Source organism: Pedococcus sp. 5OH_020 (genome assembly GCF_027812955.1).
Taxonomy (GTDB): domain Bacteria; phylum Actinomycetota; class Actinomycetes; order Actinomycetales; family Dermatophilaceae; genus Pedococcus.
Genome location: NZ_JAPYZV010000007.1, coordinates 62087 through 78081, shown reverse-complemented (window position 1 = coordinate 78081; position 15995 = coordinate 62087). Strand labels below are relative to the sequence as shown.

The 15995-nt window shown below is 71.3% G+C and carries 16 protein-coding genes; 7 read left to right on the top strand and 9 right to left on the bottom strand.

The annotated features are described in order from the left end of the window. Positions 1-15: 15 nt before the first annotated feature. Together PHA84_RS14025 and PHA84_RS14020 are read right to left on the bottom strand one after the other, a co-directional pair. Positions 16-651 carry a VOC family protein gene (locus PHA84_RS14025; protein ID WP_270888744.1) on the bottom strand — a complete coding sequence of 212 codons (636 nt, stop codon included), beginning with the start codon at positions 649-651 and terminating at the stop codon, positions 16-18. Between the two features lie 49 nt (positions 652-700). Further along, positions 701-1528, bottom strand: coding sequence for a TrmH family RNA methyltransferase (locus tag PHA84_RS14020; protein WP_270888743.1), 828 nt, complete (start codon positions 1526-1528; stop codon positions 701-703). Between the two features lie 53 nt (positions 1529-1581). Between PHA84_RS14020 and PHA84_RS14015 the strand changes: the two genes are divergently transcribed. Beyond that, on the top strand, positions 1582-2190 hold the full coding sequence (locus tag PHA84_RS14015; RefSeq protein WP_270888742.1) for a hypothetical protein: 609 nt from the start codon (positions 1582-1584) through the stop codon (positions 2188-2190). Positions 2191-2217: 27 nt separating this feature from the next. Here PHA84_RS14015 and PHA84_RS14010 read toward each other — a convergent pair whose 3' ends face one another. Beyond that, on the bottom strand, positions 2218-3222 hold the full coding sequence (locus PHA84_RS14010; protein ID WP_270888741.1) for a MerR family transcriptional regulator: 1005 nt from the start codon (positions 3220-3222) through the stop codon (positions 2218-2220). Positions 3223-3365: 143 nt separating this feature from the next. Between PHA84_RS14010 and PHA84_RS14005 the strand changes: the two genes are divergently transcribed. Then, on the top strand, positions 3366-3659 hold the full coding sequence (locus PHA84_RS14005; protein ID WP_270888740.1) for a WhiB family transcriptional regulator: 294 nt from the start codon (positions 3366-3368) through the stop codon (positions 3657-3659). On the opposite strand, the gene PHA84_RS14000 is transcribed toward PHA84_RS14005, so the two are convergent. The 3 genes from PHA84_RS14000 to PHA84_RS13990 are packed head-to-tail and all read right to left on the bottom strand — an operon-like array spanning position 3632 to position 6904. Beyond that, entirely contained in the window at positions 3632-4477 is an 846-nt protein-coding gene (locus PHA84_RS14000) for an HAD family hydrolase (protein ID WP_270888739.1), read from the bottom strand. The two genes, PHA84_RS14005 and PHA84_RS14000, sit on opposite strands and share 28 nt — an antisense overlap. A 10-nt stretch (positions 4478-4487) precedes the next feature. After that, positions 4488-5699, bottom strand: coding sequence for an alpha-hydroxy acid oxidase (locus tag PHA84_RS13995; RefSeq protein WP_270888738.1), 1212 nt, complete (start codon positions 5697-5699; stop codon positions 4488-4490). A 23-nt stretch (positions 5700-5722) separates the two neighbouring features. Then, on the bottom strand, positions 5723-6904 hold the full coding sequence (locus PHA84_RS13990; RefSeq protein ID WP_270888737.1) for a baeRF2 domain-containing protein: 1182 nt from the start codon (positions 6902-6904) through the stop codon (positions 5723-5725). Positions 6905-7052: 148 nt separating this feature from the next. Between PHA84_RS13990 and PHA84_RS13985 the strand changes: the two genes are divergently transcribed. Beyond that, positions 7053-7235, top strand: a complete 183-nt coding sequence (locus PHA84_RS13985) for a hypothetical protein (RefSeq protein WP_270888736.1) — start codon at positions 7053-7055, stop codon at positions 7233-7235. A gap of 8 nt (positions 7236-7243) precedes the next feature. Then, positions 7244-8863 (top strand): RecQ family ATP-dependent DNA helicase, encoded by a 1620-nt coding sequence (locus PHA84_RS13980; protein ID WP_270888735.1) that lies wholly within the window; start codon positions 7244-7246, stop codon positions 8861-8863. Between the two features lie 34 nt (positions 8864-8897). Here PHA84_RS13980 and serS read toward each other — a convergent pair whose 3' ends face one another. Together serS and PHA84_RS13970 are read right to left on the bottom strand one after the other, a co-directional pair. Then, positions 8898-10160 (bottom strand): serine--tRNA ligase, encoded by a 1263-nt coding sequence (serS, locus tag PHA84_RS13975; RefSeq protein ID WP_270888734.1) that lies wholly within the window; start codon positions 10158-10160, stop codon positions 8898-8900. Between the two features lie 9 nt (positions 10161-10169). After that, positions 10170-10814 (bottom strand): DinB family protein, encoded by a 645-nt coding sequence (locus PHA84_RS13970; RefSeq protein WP_270888733.1) that lies wholly within the window; start codon positions 10812-10814, stop codon positions 10170-10172. 95 nt (positions 10815-10909) lie between these two features. Here PHA84_RS13970 and PHA84_RS13965 point away from each other — a divergent pair, with 95 nt between their 5' ends. From PHA84_RS13965 to zwf, 3 genes are all read left to right on the top strand, one after another. Further along, positions 10910-12022: a diacylglycerol/lipid kinase family protein gene (locus PHA84_RS13965; protein WP_270888732.1), complete on the top strand. Its 1113-nt coding sequence runs from the start codon at positions 10910-10912 to the stop codon at positions 12020-12022. Positions 12023-12108: 86 nt separating this feature from the next. Further along, positions 12109-13467 (top strand): phosphatase PAP2 family protein, encoded by a 1359-nt coding sequence (locus PHA84_RS13960; RefSeq protein ID WP_270888731.1) that lies wholly within the window; start codon positions 12109-12111, stop codon positions 13465-13467. A 61-nt stretch (positions 13468-13528) separates the two neighbouring features. Beyond that, complete coding sequence (gene zwf, locus PHA84_RS13955) at positions 13529-14980, top strand: glucose-6-phosphate dehydrogenase (protein WP_270888948.1); 1452 nt, start codon at positions 13529-13531, stop codon at positions 14978-14980. Positions 14981-15067: 87 nt separating this feature from the next. Here the strand turns inward: zwf and pheA are convergent, their stop codons facing one another. Next, positions 15068-15994 (bottom strand): prephenate dehydratase, encoded by a 927-nt coding sequence (gene pheA, locus PHA84_RS13950; RefSeq protein ID WP_270888730.1) that lies wholly within the window; start codon positions 15992-15994, stop codon positions 15068-15070. Between the last annotated feature and the right edge of the window lies 1 nt (position 15995).

Genomic DNA, 15995 nt, shown 5'->3' with positions numbered 1-15995 from the left:
GCTGGCGGGAGCCCGTCAGACGGTGACCTTGCCGGTCGGGGTGTCGAAGGTGACAGCCAGCAGGCCGGGCGTGCCGTGCGGGGCGACGAAGGTGAAGTCGATGACCGAGGACGTGTGGTCCGCCGGCAGGTCCAGCCAGTCGCGGACCCGGTCCGGGTCGCCGGCGATCTGGAGGTTGTCGATCGTCACCTGCGTGCGTGCGCCGACGGAGGGGTGCAGGCTCAGGTCTGCCCACTGCACGAAGAAGGGCAGCTGCGGGTCTGAGATGAGGCCCTTGACCCCGAGCTGACGCCACCGGATCTCGGTGCCGTCGGGGCGGTAGCGGTTGCCGTCGACGGCCTGCCGCCCGATCCGCGCCTCGAAGGGGGCGAGGTCGTCGACCGCCACGACCCAGCCGAGCCAGCCGCCACCGTTCTCCGAGCGGGCGCGGACTGCCTGGCCGAACGGCGCCTTGTCCGATGCCGGGTGGTCCAGGACCTCGACGACCTCGACGTAGCGCTCGTGCGCGAGGGGCAGGATCACGTTGCGAGTGCCGAACCGCGGGTGGATCCCGCCGTCCACAGGGTCGACCCCGATGAGCTTCGCCAGGCGGTCTGCGGTCGCCTGCAGACCGTCGTGCTCCGCGGCGTACGAAACGTGGTCAACTCGCATACCCGACATCGTGACATACGTCAGGGAGCGCTCCTGACAGGGGTGCGGGTCACTGGTACGAACGGCTGATGGCCCTTCTGCGCTGACGAACCGCCTCGTAGATGACGATGGCCGCGGACGTCGCGACGTTGAGCGAGTTGGCCTTTCCGACCATCGGGATCCGCACTCTTACCGCTGCCCGGTCGAGCACCTCGCCGGTCAGCCCGTGCTTCTCCGCGCCGACCGCTACGGCGACGGGGCCGGTGTAGTCGACCTCCGTGTAGTCGACGTCGGTGTCCGGCGTGGCGGCCACGAGCTGGATGCCTGCCGCGTCCAGCCACGCCAGCGCGTCCTGCGTCGAGTCGCTGGCCACCGGGACCGAGAACACCGTGCCCTTGGACGCCCGGACGAGGTTGGGGTTGCCCCAGTCGGTGACCGGGTCGGCGGCCACGACCGCCTCCGCGCCGGCGGCGTCGGCGGTCCGCAGCATGGCGCCGAGGTTGCCCGGCTTCTCGACTCCCTGGCACAGCACGACCAGCGCACTGCCGCTCACCGCCAGGTCCACGCACCGTCGCACGACTGCTGGGACGACGGCCAGGAAGCCGTCCGGGCCCTCGCGGTAGGCGACCTTCTCGAAGGCCGTCCGGGAGACCTGCACGGTCTCGGCGCCGTCCGCCCGGACCTGGTCCACGAGCCGGGTCTGCGTTCCGCGGTCGAGCATGAGCTCGGGACAGAAGTACAGCGTCTGAGGACGGACCCCGGCCGCCAGCGCCAGGGTGAGCTCCTCGTAGCCCTCGACCAGGGTGCGGCCGGCCTCCTCCCGCGTCCGCCTCCGTCGCAGGGCGGCAAGGGACTTGAGCCGAGGGTTCGCGGGCGAGGTGATCATCAGGTCAGCCATGGCGCGCCCCAGCATGGCAGGTCCGTCCGGCCCGTCAGGCAGACTGTCGGCCCATGAGCCAACCCGCTGTCACCGAGCGCTACTCCCTGCGCCAGAAGATCACCCTCATGGTGAACCGCTACGAGGTCCGCGCGGTGGACGCCGCCGGCGCCGAGGGACCGGTCATCGCCGTCGCCCAGCAGAAGCGGATGGCCTTCAAGGAGCAGGTCACCTTCTACGCCGACGAGGCGCGGACCCGGCCGGTGTTCTCGTTCAAGGCGCGGACCCGGCTGGATCTCGGTGCGACGTATGACGTCCTCGACGCGTCCGGCGCGCCCATCGGCTGGTTCCGGAAGGACTTCCGGAAGTCGCTGCTGCGCTCGTCCTGGCACCTGGGAACGCTGGACGGTCTGGAGGCGTTCGGCACGGAGCGCAACCCGAGGGTGGCCGTCCTGCGTCGGGTCTGGGACGTGCTCCCGGTGGTGGGTGACCTGCCGGTGCCCTTCCTGTTCCACTTCGACTTCACCGCCCCGGACGGCAGCGTGGTCCTCACGTCGGAGCGCCGACGGTCCATCCGGGACCGGTACGACATCCACCTGCCGCAGGCGAGCAACGGCTGGCAGCTGGACTGGCGGGTCGGGCTGGCGATGGCAGTGGCGCTGGACGCCCTCCAGTCCCGCTGACCATGGCCGCCGCCGTTCGGTCCAGCGTCAGCCCTGCGACGGGCCCTCGAGCAGCATGGACACGGACTCGGCGAGAGCCTCTGGTCGGCGGACCCGAACGGTCGGCCGGACGGCCGGGACCACCGCAGGCCAGCCCGGGCCACCGAGGACCAGCGTCATGGGCCAGTCGACGGTCTGCAGCACCTCCCAGAGGGGCTCCGCCGAGGGGCGCACCAGGGACGCCCAGAGGAAGAGCCGGGAAGGACGTCCACGACTGAGCACGCCGTGCAGGGCTGTCGTCGGGACCCGCGGCCCGAGCAGGGTGGTGCCCACCCCGTGTCGCGCGAGCTGGGCCTCGAGGGCCAGCAAGGGCAGGTAGTGCTGTTCCTCGTCCGGCGTCGCGAGGACGACGTCGACCCCGGTGCTCCGCGGCCTGTTCGCCTGGACCAGCGCGCGCAGCTCGGTGACGAGCACCTCGCTGGCCAGATGCTCCGACTCGACCCCCAGCACGCCGACGCCCCACTGGTCACCGATGAGGGTGAGTGCAGGGGCGAACACCTCCGTCCACGCGCTGACGACACCCCGTTCCCGCAGGGCTGTCTGGTAGAGCCCGGCCAGCGCCACGGCGTCCAGAGCGACGGCGGCGGCGCAGAGGGCGTGCACCACCGCGGAGGGGTCGTCGGCGAAGCTCCACGCAGGGACGGCCGCCCCGGGGCCCGGGTCGTCGGCCAACCTGTCGGAGTCCATGGCCAGGGCCACCCGCGCCGCCGCCTGCGCCGGGACGCCGCGGGCGGCGAACCCGGCCATGACCCCGACCCGGCGGATGTCCTCCTCGGTGTACCGGCGATGCCCGCCCTGCGTTCGGTGCGACGGCCCGACACCGTAGCGGCGGTCCCACGTGCGCAGCGTGTCCCTCGCGATGCCCACCCGCTGGGAGACCGCGCCAACCCCTGAGAGGAGACCCTGGGCCCGCAGTTCCTGGGCCGGCGGCCCCACAGCACGCCGCTCGGAGGCGTCGCCCTCCAGCGCCGCATCGCGGGCGTCGCTGTCCATGGTCCCTCGTTCTTCGGCGTGCTCTCCGGCGTGCCGCCCTCCCACGAGCCCCCACTGTAGAACCGGTTCAGAACTGTTGCAGTGTGAACAGGTTCTGCCTAGGTTGTGAGGGCACGCCCTCCCCACGTAGAACGAGGTCCGCCATGGCGAACATCAAGCGACTACCGTCACCGGTCCTCGGGACGTACGCGTGGCAGGAGCGGGGCGCGTGCCGCAGCACCGATCCGGAGCAGTTCTTCGCCGCGGAGGCCGAGCGTGGCCGGTCGCGCTCGAGCCGCGAGCGGGCGGCCAAGGCGCTGTGCGCGGTCTGTCCCGTCCTGCAGGCCTGCCTCGACCACGCGATGGCGGTCCGGGAGCCGTACGGCGTCTGGGGCGGCACCACGCCGCAGGAGCGCGTGCACCTGGCCCGTCACGTCGGCGCGGGGGTCGCCGTCTGACCGGCCGGCGACTGGCCGGCTGACGGGAGGAGGGACCTCAGGACTGGTACCAGGCCGTCGTCGTCCACGTGCCCGGTCACCTCGTCGGCGACGTCCTGCACCTCTTGTGGGGCGTTGCCCATCGCCACCCCACGCGCGGCCCACTGAAGCATCTCGAGGTCGTTGCGCTGGTCCCCTACCGCCACCGTGTACCGGGGGTCGACCTCGAGACGCCGGCGCAGGATCTCCAGTGCCGACCCCTTCGACACCCCTTCCGGGTTGAGGTCGAGCCACGCACTGAACCCGACCGCGTAGCTGACGCCGTGCAGGCCGATCCGCTCGGTCAGCGCCAGGAAGTCCTCCGCGGTGCCGTTCGGTGCGCGGAACGTCACCCTGGTGACGGGGTCGGCGACGAGCTCCTCCCACGGCACGACGCGGAGCTCGCCCTGGAGCTCGCCGTCCGGGAACGGGCCACTCAGCTTGAACCCGACGCCGAGCTCCTCGACAGCCACCACCGCGTCGGGCCACTCCTGCCGCAGCAGGTTCAGGGCGGGGGCGGGGTCGAAGGTGACCGCCTCAGCGATGCGAAAGCCTCTGTCCTCCAAGGGATCGAGCTCCAGGGTCACCGCACCGTTGGAGCACACGGCGAAGCCGCGCTCGATGCCGAGCTCGGCCAGGATGTCCGTCGTCGCCACGATCGACCGGCCGGTGGCGATGATGACGTGGTGCCCCGCGGCGACGACCGCCTGGACGGCCTCGCGTACGACGGGGGACAGCTCACCGGCATGGTTGATCGTCGTTCCGTCGATGTCCAGGGCCAGGAGCCGGGGTTCCGTCATGCACCTGAACCTAGGCCAGACGGACGTGGTGCGGACCGAGGTCGGCGATGCGACGCGCGCCCAGCAGCGCCATGGTGCGCCGGACCTCCGTGGTGAGGATGTCCGCCGTCCGCTGCACTCCCGCTTCCCCGCCGGCCATCAGCCCGTAGAGGTAGGCGCGCCCGACGAGCACACTGCTCGCCCCCAGCGCCATCGCAGCCACGATGTCCGCACCCGACATGACGCCGGTGTCCACCATGATCTCCACCTCGTCACCCAGGGCTTCGCGGACCTCTGGGAGCAGCCGTACCGGCACGGGGGCCCGGTCGAGCTGGCGACCACCGTGGTTGGACAGCACGATCGCGTCGGCTCCGGCTGCGACCACCCGCCGTGCGTCGTCGACGGTCTGGATGCCCTTGACCACCAGCGGCCCCCGCCAGGTCGACCGCACCCACTCCAGGTCCGCGATGGTCATCGTGGGGTCGAAGAGGGCGTTCATCATGTCGGCCACCGTGCCGTCCCAGCGGGCCAGGCTGGCGAAGTGGAGCGGTTCCGTGGTGAGGAAGTTGACCCACCAGCTGGGATGCAGTGCGCCGTCCAGGATGGTCCGCAAGGACAGGGCGGGCGGGATCGAGAACCCGTTGCGGGTGTCGCGCAGGCGCGCTCCGGCGACCGGCACGTCAACCGTGAGGATGAGGGCCTCGTACCCCGCCTCCGCCGCCCGCCGCATGAGGTCCTCCGCGGCCGCGTGGTCCCGCCAGACGTACAGCTGGAACCACTTCCGCGCCGCGGGCGACGCCGCGGCCACCGCCTCGATGGACGTCGTCCCGAGCGTCGACAAGCCATACGGTATGCCGGTCCGCTCGGCGACGCGGACGACCGCGCACTCTCCCTCGTGCTGCATCATCCGGGTGAACCCGGTGGGCCCGAAGCCGAACGGGTAGCGGGACGGCTTGCCCAGCACCATGGTCGTCGGGTCCACGTCACCGACGTCGCGCAGGACGGACGGCGCGAACGTCAGGTCCCGGAACGTCTGTCGGGCGCGACGCAGGCTGAGCTCCTCCTCCGCCGCGCCGTCCGTGTAGTCGAAGACCGACCGGGGCGTGCGCCGCCTCGCGACCGTGCGAAGGTCCGTGATCGTGAGCGCCGAAGCGAGCCTGCGCCGCTTGGGACTCAGCTCGAAGGGTCTCGGACGCAACAGCGTCCTGAGCTCCGACCACTCCGGCAGCTGGCGTTCGGCCACAGGGTGACGCTACCCGGTCCCGCCTACTCGACGTTTCCCGTCGTTCCCGGACCTTCACCATGGCCCGGCATGCTGGGGACCTCGTCGTGCGGCGTGGCCGGGTCGGACCACCGGAGCAGGGCCCCGATCCCGTCTCGCATGGACCCGGTCTCGTCGCCGACGAGCGAGATGTCGGCGTCGGTCCCCAGGACTGCCCAGAGCAGGGCTGCGTCGGCCCGCACCTCCTGAGCGGCCTGCGCACCTGCGTCCAGGACGTCCTGCTCCGTGAGGCCCACCTGTTGGGGGGCCTCGCCCACCCACAGCTTCGCTGTCGACGTCGGGTCGTCGAGCAGGACCAGCCGCTGCACCTGTCCGCGCCGCAGCACCTCCACGACGGGGCCCAGGCCCTCGACGGCGCGCTGTTGGCGGCTGAGCTGCTCGACGTACTCGTCCAGGACGGCTCGTCGCCGCTGGGAGATGTGCTCTGCGAGCGCCGCGTCGACCGCTTCCTGCTCGGCCTCGGGCGATACCCCGGCCGCCCGGCCACCGGAGTCCAGCACGACCAGGCGCTGCTGCAGCTCGGCGTCGGCTCTGCCGGTCAGCTCGACCACGGCGTGCACGTCACCGGCGACGAGCACGAGCTCCAGCCCGGCCCGCTTGACCACCCGCGAAAGGCGGTCGGCCACCTGGGCGGCGTTGCGGGCCCACGAGTCCTCCACCCGCTGCTGGTAGCGGCGCTGGGACCATCCCCCTGCAGGCACCTTGTGCAGCACGTCGTTGTCGCCCTCGAAGACCCGCTCGTCCTCGATCTGGCCCGCAGCGCTGAACACCTGCACGTCGGCGCCGGTGCGGTCCAGGCGGACGAGGGCGTACGGAACGGCGTCGGCCAGCGCCCGCGCCACCGGCATCAGATGCGGGACTGGACCGACAAGGCACTCGTCACGGGGAGGTCGGCCCGGCAGCACGAGGTCGACGACCACCTTGCCCCCTGCGGCCACCGCCACCCGGGCATGCTCGCCGCCGAGCCCTGTCGGGCTGGTGACCGCCTCCCCGAGCGCCTCGATGGTCTCCGCCGGAGCGTCGCGCTCCTCCAGCCGTCGGGCGAGCTGGCCCCAGTGGAGCTGCACGTCGTCCCCGGCCGCACGGTTCAGCCGGCTCACGTCCAGGCACACGGAGATGAAGGGCGGCGTGGCGTCGAGCAGGGCGCCGAGTTCGGCGGGGAGCATGGAAGACCTCCTGGGGAGCGCGGATCCGACCCACCGGTCCTACCCCGCCGCGCGACGGCCATGCACGCCGCCTCCGATCCGCACGGCACCTGCGGAGGCCTTGAGATGGGGCACGTTTTCCCGCTGCCTGCGCGGGTAGTCCGGGGCCATGACCGAGAACACCTCGTCCGAGGCCGAGTACGTGGACCAGGACTCCGAGCCCACCATGACCGCTCCCGAGGAAGGCCGACCCGACGGTCTGGACGCCCTCAAGCAGGACAGCTCGAGCGACGAGCAGGGCACCGGTGACGACGGGTCCGACGCCTCCGCGGCGGCGGGCTCCCCCACCTGAGCCGCGACGTGGACGTGCGGGAGGCGGCCCGGGCGGCGCTCGGGTTCAGCTCCCTACGCCCCGGGCAGGAGGAGGCTATGTCGGCCGCCCTCGAGGGTCGGGACGTCCTCGCGGTGATGCCCACGGGCCATGGCAAGTCCGCGCTGTACCAGGTGCCGGCCGCGGTCCTCGGTGGGGTGACCGTCGTGGTCTCGCCCCTGATCGCCCTGCAGCGCGACCAGGTCCGCGCCCTGGCCTCCCATCCCGGAGTGCCTCGACCCTGGGCCCTGAACTCGACGAGCTCGGCTCGTCGCCTCGAGAGGATGTGGTCGTCGCTGGAGGCCGGCGACCCCGGCTTCGTGTTCCTGGCACCCGAGCAGCTGGCTCGTGAGGACGTGCTCGCGCGCCTGGCGACCCTGGCGGTGCGGCTGTTCGTCGTCGACGAGGCGCACTGCATCTCCGCCTGGGGGCACGACTTCCGGCCGGACTACCTCCGGCTCGGCTCCGCAGTGGAGCGCCTGGGCCGGCCCCGCGTGGTGGCACTGACGGCCACCGCCTCGGCGCCGGTGCGCGAGGAGATCGTGGAGCGGCTCGGGCTGCGCGAACCCGTGGTGGTGGTCCGCGGCTTCAACCGGCCGAACATCCACCTGGACGTCCGCCGTGAGGTCACCGACGGCGACAAGCGCCGCGACGTGGTGGAGTGCGTGGCGGCGCTCGGGGGCCGCGGGCTCCTCTACGTCGGCACCCGCAAGGTCACCACGACGTACGCGCACGCGCTGCGCGAACGCGGCCTGCGGGCGGCCGCATACCACGGCGGCCTCAAGGCTGACGAACGACGGGCGGCGCACGAGCAGTTCACCACCGGGTCGGTCGACGTGGTCGTGGCCACCAGTGCCTTCGGGATGGGCATCGACCGAGCCGACGTGCGCTTCGTGGTCCATGAGAGCGTGCCGGCCTCACCCGACAGCTACTACCAGGAGATCGGCCGGGCCGGTCGCGACGGCGAACCGTCGTCGGCGGTCCTCTTCTACCGGCCGGAGGACTTCGGTGTCCATCGGTTCCATGGTGCGGCCACACCGGACGTCGACGTGTTGCGCCGGGTGTTCGCCGAGGTCTCGAAGGACGACCCGGGGGTACGTCTGGCTGAGCTCCGGGGGCGGCTGGACCTCCCGGCCCGGCGCGTCACCAGGGCGGTGAACCTCCTGGAGCAGGCCGGTGCCCTGAGGGTCGCGCGGTCCAGGGTCTCGGCCGTCGCCATGACGCACCAGGAGGCGGTCGACGCGGCGGTCGAGGTCAGCGAGTCCGCCGAGCGTGTGGAGCGCAGCAGGACGGAGATGATGCGCGGGTACGCCGAGACGACCGGATGCCGGCGGCGGTTCCTGCTCGGCTATCTCGGCGAGACCCTCGACGACCCCTGTGGCCACTGCGACACCTGCGAGGCCGGCCTGAGCGAGGCTCCGGCTCCTGCCCCCGAGGGTGAGTCGTTCCCCGTGGACAGCCGCGTGTCACACCGCCAGTGGGGCGACGGGATCGTGCTCAGCACGGAGAGCGACCGCCTCACGGTCCTGTTCGAGCGCGAGGGCTACCGGGTGCTGTCACGGGAGGCCGTGGAGAGCGAACAGCTCCTGACCCTCGCCAGACCGGCGTGAGGACGAGCGGGCAGAGCGGGCTCGTGGGCGTCGGCTAGACCGGCTTGAGGACATCCAGGCCGAGGAACGGCTGCAGGGCCGTCGGGACGCGGACCGACCCGTCTGCCTGCTGGTGGTTCTCCAGGATGGCCACGATCCACCGCGTCGTCGCGAGGGTCCCGTTGAGGGTGGCGACGGCACGGGTGCCCGAGCCGTAGGGGTCGCGCTCGCGGGTGTTCAGACGCCGCGCCTGGTAGGTGGTGCAGTTCGACGTGGACGTGAGCTCGCGGTACCGGCCCTGCGTCGGCACCCAGGCCTCGCAGTCGAACTTCCGGGCCGCCGGGCCCCCGAGGTCACCGGCGGCCGTGTCGATGACCCGGTAGGGGAGCTCGACCTTGGCCAGCATCTCCTTCTCCCACGCCAGCAGTCTCTGATGCTCTGCCGCCGCGTCCTCCACCCGGCAGTAGGTGAACATCTCCACCTTGTGGAACTGGTGTACGCGGATGATGCCGCGGGTGTCCTTGCCGTGGGAGCCCGCCTCACGCCGGTAGCACGCCGACCACCCGGCATACCGCCTGGGACCGGCGGACAGGTCCAGGATCTCGTCCGCGTGGTAGCCGGCGAGCGCGACCTCGGAGGTACCCGTGAGGAAGAGGTCGTCTGCCTCCAGGCGGTACACCTCGTCCGCGTGCTTGTCGATGAACCCGGCCCCCGCCATCACCTCGGTCTTCACCAGGGTCGGCGTGATCATCGGGGTGAACCCGTGCTCCACGGCCTGGGCCATGCCCATGTTCAGCAGCGCGAGCTCCAGACGGGCCCCCACCCCAGTGAGGAAGTAGAACCGCGAGCCACCGACCTTGGCGCCCCGCTCCATGTCTATCGCGGCCAGCGACTCCCCGAGCGCGAGATGGTCCTTGGCATCGAAGTCGAACTGCGGCGGCTCCCCCACGGTCTCGAGCACCGTGTAGTCGTCCTCACCGCCGACCGGCACACCGTCCTCGACGAGGTTGCCCACCTGCCGAAGCAGGTCACCGAGCTCGGTCTGCGCCGCGTCGGCGTCGGCCTGGAGCTGTCTCACCCTGGCGGCGAGCTCCTTGGTCTGCCCCAGGAGCGCCTGCTTTTCCTCCCCCTGTGCCCGAGCGACCTGCTTGCCGATCGACTTCTGCTCAGTCCGGAGCCGCTCGAACTCGGTGAGGCTCGACCGGTGCGCCTGCTCCGCGGCCACGATCGCGTCGACGATCCCGTCGTCCTCACCGCGAGCGCGCTGGCTGGCACGGACCCGCTCAGGGTCCTCCCGCAGGAGCTTGATGTCGATCACCGGGTCAGCCTACCGAGCAGCGTCGGGCCCCCGGCCACGCGATTCTCCGTGAGGGGGCAGGGCCGGCGCCCAGGCCTGCGGTAGCTCGTCCACGCCCACGTCGATGAGGTGGTGAGCGAGGTCGTGCAGGAAGTACTGACCGAGGGTCAGCACCGTGAACTGCGAGCCGTTGCTCCGCAGGCCCTTGCGGCCCCACTGGTCACCGCCCACTCGCCCGAACGCCGCAGACGCCTGTCGAGCCGACTCGGCCAGCTCGCCGGCGACGGTGGAGGGCTCCTGCTCGCCGTACCGCTCCGCGAGCGCGGTCTCGTCCTGGTCCCAGTCCGGGAACCGGGGCTCGTCGACGTCGAGCATGAGCCGCACCCTGCCTTCGAACACGCGGCACACGTCCCGCACGTGGCAGCCGTACTCCAGCGGGGACCACACCGCCGGGGAGGGACGCCGGGCGACGTCCGGTCGGCGCAGGACCTCCTGCCAGGGAGCGGTCAGCTCCACAGTCCGCCCGGAGATCGTCTGGGCCTCCGCCAGCCGCGCGTCGAAGCCACACTGGAGGCACCGGCGCTGAAGCGTCCAGGTCCAGTCCTTCGTGTCGGGCTGGACGTTCGTGTCGGCCTGGGCGCCGCCCGCCGTCCGGTCATCCTGAAGGTCAGCCATGGTTGCACCCTAGATCTCCGTACACCCAGAGGCGCAGGTGACCCGGCGCTGCCGACGTCGTCGGGCGGCTCGCTACCCTGGGGTAGCGTCACCCCGTGCTTCAGGAACATTCCGGATGGGTCGTCGCCGCGGCGGTCGCCCTCATCGTCCTCTTCGGCCTGGGACTCGCCGGGCGGGCCGGGATGCGCAGCCGCAGCCGGAGCGCCCCGCGTCGCAGCGCGCCGTGGCGACGTCGACCCCACCGCAACGAGTTCCGGCCCGAGGGAGTCGTCACGGAGCACCCCACCCGACGCGCGGCGGTCATCGTCAACCCGACGAAGTTCGACGACGTCTCGGTCGTGCAGGGACAGATCGCGCAGGAGTGCGCCAGGCTCGGCTGGGCCGAGCCGCTGTTCATCCTCACCACGGAGCGCGACACGGGCAGCGGCCAGGCCAAGGAGGCCCTCAGCAACGGGGTCGACCTGGTGTGCGCGCTGGGCGGCGACGGAACGGTCCGCGCGGTGGCCGGAGCACTGGTCGGCAGCGACACTCCCATGGGTCTGCTGCCCATGGGCACCGGAAACCTGTTGGCCCGCAACCTGGACCTGCGCGTCGACGACCTCAGCGTGGCGCTCGAGGTGGCACTCACCGGTCAGAACAAGCGCGTCGACGTCGGGCGGCTCACGGTGGACACCAGCGGCGAGGACCAGCGTCCGGTCCAGCATGTGTTCCTCGTGATGGCCGGCCTGGGGTTCGACGCGGCGATCATGGCCGACGCTCCGGAGACTCTCAAGGCGAGGGTGGGCCCCGCCGCGTACGTGGTGTCCGGGGCCAAGAACCTGCGGGGGCCCCAGTTCCGGGTCCGCATCAAGGTGGACGACCAGGAGGAGCTGATCCGACGGGCCCGGACCGTCGTGATCGGCAACTGCGGCAAGCTGCTCGGTGGCCTCGTGCTCATGCCGGAGGCCGAGATCGACGACGGCCTGCTCGACACCGTGATCCTCTCTCCCAAGGGCGTCGTCGGATGGGCCGCCGTCGCGGCGCGCCTGGCCTCCAAGAAGCGCAAGGGTCACCAGCGGGTGGACCACCATACGAGCGCCTCGGTACAGGTGCGTGCGGACCGGCCACAGGAGGTCCAGGTCGACGGTGACCCCGTGGGGAAGGCCCGTGCCATCACGGCCGAGGTGCTCCCCGGCGCCCTGCTGGTGAGGGTGGGGGCGCCGGCCTGATGGCCGAAGGGGACGTCGGCCCCACTGACCCTGCTACACCGGCCCCACCCAGCCGGACAGAGCGCCTCCTGCGCGGAGCGCTCGCCATGGTGCTCTTCGCCGTTCCAGTCGTGCTGCTCGCGTTCGCCGCGCGTCAGAAGTTCGAGCCGCTGGTCCGCCTCGACGACCGGCTGACCCTCGCAGCGACGGACGCCACGCGACGGACAGGCGCCAAGGCCGGCCTGATCCTCCTGCAGCAGGTCAGCCAGCCTGTCCGCATCTATGTGCTCGCGGTCCTCGTCGCCGCCTGGGCCTGGCGGTTCTGCAACCTGCGCACCCGAGCGCTGTGGGCGATCGTGACGATGATGGTCGCCTGGAACCTCGGCCTCGACGCGAAGCTGGTCGTGCAGCGCGCACGGCCGGTCCTCCATGAGCCCATCTCCCATGCTCCGGGCTACTCGTTCCCTTCCGGACATGCCTTCAACATCACCGTGATCGCCACGGTGATGGTCTTCATGCTGTGGCCGCTCCTGTCGTCCGTCGGCCGCCGGGTCGCGGTGGTGCTCGCCGTACTGGCGTCGTTGGCGGTCGGTCTCGACCGGGTGTTCCTCGGCGTCCACTTCCCTTCCGACGTCGTGGCCGGATGGGTCCTCGGGGTGGGCATCACCTTCTCGTCGTGGCTCGGCTTCGTGGGCGGGACCGTCCCGACGGCGGGGACCACTGGGAGGGACAGGACGACAAGCAGGGCCGCTGCCTCACTGTCCGGGCGTCCGAGCCGTGTCGTCCGGCAGGACGCCCAGGACCTCCTCGTCCGGGTCGTCGCACCAGGTGCCGCGCTGTGGACCGTCATCGTCGCCCTCGGCGTGATGCTCGGAGGCCCGCTGCTGTGGCTGTCGCGCGACGAGGAGGCGTTCAGCAAGGACCTGGCCCGCGAACGGACCCCTACCTGGAACGGCATCACGCTGGTCTGGTCGCATGTGGGGAACACGGAGATCATCATCAGCGTCTGTGTCGTGGTGATGGCGGTGCTGCTGTGGCGCACTCACGACTGGCGGCTCTCGGTCGTGCCGGGCATCGCGATCGCGCTCCAGGCCACGATCTTCGTCATCGCGACGAACCTGGTCGACCGTGGGCGACCGCAGGTGCCCAAGCTGGACCCCGCTCCTCCGACGTCGAGCTACCCGAGCGGCCACGTGGGAGCCGCCTTCGCGCTCTACCTCTCCTTCGCCCTCCTGCTGCTGGCCAGGAAACGTACGCCGCTACGACGCCTCACCTCGGTCCTGTGCCTCATGGTCCCGCTCCTCGTCGCCTATGCCCGCCTGTACCGCGGCATGCACCACCTGACGGACGTCGTGGTCGGTCTGGCAAACGGGGTGCTCTGCGCCCTGCTCGCGTACGGGTGGTACCGCCGACGGCAGCACGCCACCTTCGTCGCACATGCGCATACGCCGCGCGCGGTGCCATGATCGAGACGTGCCAGAGCAGACGACGCGCCGTCCCCAGACGATCTCCTACCCGGCGTCCGACGTGCGGTCGGCGCGCGGCGCCCTGGAACCCGCCGACCCCCATGTCATCGTCCTGTTCGGCGCGACCGGCGACCTTGCACGGCGGAAGCTCCTCCCGGGACTCGCCCATCTCGCGGCGTCGGAGCTGGCTCCCGACATCCGCGTGGTCGGTACCTCGCTGGAGGACCTGTCGGATGAGGAGTTCCGCGAGTTCGCCCGCAAGGCCGTCGTGGAGTTCGGCAGCCACTCGCTGACCCAGGACCAGTGGGACAAGTTCGACGACAACCTCGTCTACGTCCCCCAGACCGCCGGCCCCGAGCCGCTTGCCGCCGCGGTCGCCCACGCCGAGGCCCAGCTCGGACCCGAGGCCCTCCGGCTGCACTACCTGTCGGTGCCGCCCAAGGCCGCAGTCGCGGTGATCGCCATGCTGCGCAACGCCCAGCTGGTCGAGCGCTCGAGGGTCGTCATGGAGAAGCCGTTCGGCACGGACCTCGCGAGCGCCATCGAGCTGAACAACACGGTCCACCAGACCTTCGCCGAGGAGCAGATCTTCCGTATCGACCACTTCCTCGGCAAGGAGGCGGCCCAGAACATCCTCGCCTTCCGCTTCGCCAACGGGCTCTTCGAGCCCATCTGGAACCGCAACTTCATCGACCACGTCCAGATCGACATCCCCGAGACCCTGGGTCTGGACGAGCGGGCCGGGTTCTACGAGGCGACCGGCGCCTACAAGGACATGGTCGTCACCCACCTGTTCCAGGTCCTGGCCTTCGTCGCGATGGAGCCGCCCACGGCGCTGGAACCGCGGGCCATCTCCGAGGAGAAGAACAAGGTGTTCCGCTCGCTGCTGCCCGTCGACCCGTCGCAGGTCGTCCGCGGGCAGTTCGCGGGGTACACCCGGCTCGACGGCGTGGCACCGGACTCGGACACGGAGACGTTCATCGCGCTCAAGGCCGGACTGGACAACTGGCGGTGGGCCGGTGTGCCGTTCTACCTGCGAACCGGCAAGCGGATGGCGGAGGGCGCCCGGATCATCTCGATCGCGTTCAAGGAGGCGCCGCGCTCCATGTTCCCCCTGAACTCCGGGGTCGGGTCGGCCGGCCCGGACCACCTCACGTTCGACCTGGCCGACGAGTCCAAGGTGTCGCTGTCCTTCTACGGCAAGCGGCCTGGGCCGGGCATGCGGCTGGAGAAGCTGTCGATGCAGTTCTCCACGCGCGAGACGGAGCGTGCCGGGGACGTGCTGGAGGCGTACGAGCGTCTGATCCTCGACGCCATGCGCGGCGACCACACGCTCTTCACCACAGCAGAGGGCATCGAGTCGCTGTGGGAGCGGTCCCAGCCACTGCTCGACAACCCCCCCGAGGTCAAGCCGTACCAGGCCGGCACCTGGGGGCCGAACGCCATCCACCAGCTCATCGCGCCGCACGCGTGGCGCCTCCCGTTCGAAAGGGCCTGGCGCGAGAAGAAGTAAGGGCCAGCCCGCCAGCAAGGAGCCTGGAGCGCCGAGAGGTCGTGGGCGCCGCGCCCGGCAGGGTCGTGGAGTGCAGTCCGGCGTACCTCAGCCGCGCAGCGACCGCAGCCAGGACCGTGCCTCCGCGAAGGCCTCGTCCGTCGTATGCGGGCTGACCCGCACGGCGGTGCCGTGCGCGGCGGGGTAGCTGCCGAGGAACCGTACGTCGGCACAGACCCGCTTCAGCCCCAGGAGCGCCTCTCCGACCCGCTCGTCCAGCACATGGCCCTCGATGTCGATGGAGAAGCAGTAGCTGCCCATGGAGTCCTTGGTCGGGCGCGACTCCAGCCGTGACATGTTGATGCCCCGGACGGCGAACTGCTCGAGGAGCTCCAGCAGACCTCCCGCGTGGTCGTCGCGCTGGAAGAGCACCAGCGTCGTCTTGTCGGCGCCGGTCGGCTCCGGCAGGGCGCCGGGCCGGGCCACCAGCACGAACCGCGTCACGGCCGACCGGTTGTCGCCGATGTCCTCGGCGAGCTGGGTGAGCCCGTGGTCCTTCACCGCTGCCGGCGCGCAGACCGCCGCCTGGTACGACGTGCGCTCCGGCTGGCCCGCAGCGAGGGCGGCCGCTGCGGCGGCGGTCGACAGGGTGGGCACGTAGACAGCCTGGGGAAGGTTCTCCTGCATCCAGCCCCGCACCTGTGCCCAGGCATGGCTGTGCGTCCCCACCGCGGCGACGTCGTCCCACGACGTCCCGGGAGCAGCCGCCAGCACGAACGTGATCGGCACGAGCACCTCTGCCACCACGACCAGAGGGTCGCCACTGGCCAGGGCGTCGAGCGTGGCGCTCACGCCACCCTCCACCGAGTTCTCGATCGGGACCATGGCACCGTCGACCTCGCCGGAGCGCAGCAGCCCGAGCGCGGCGTCGACGGATCCGCAGGGTAGGTGGGAGGCCCCGGCGGCCGGGCCCCAGGCGTCGAGGGCCATCTGCGTGAAGGTTCCCGCGGGACCGAGGTAGGCGTAGGTCGTCACA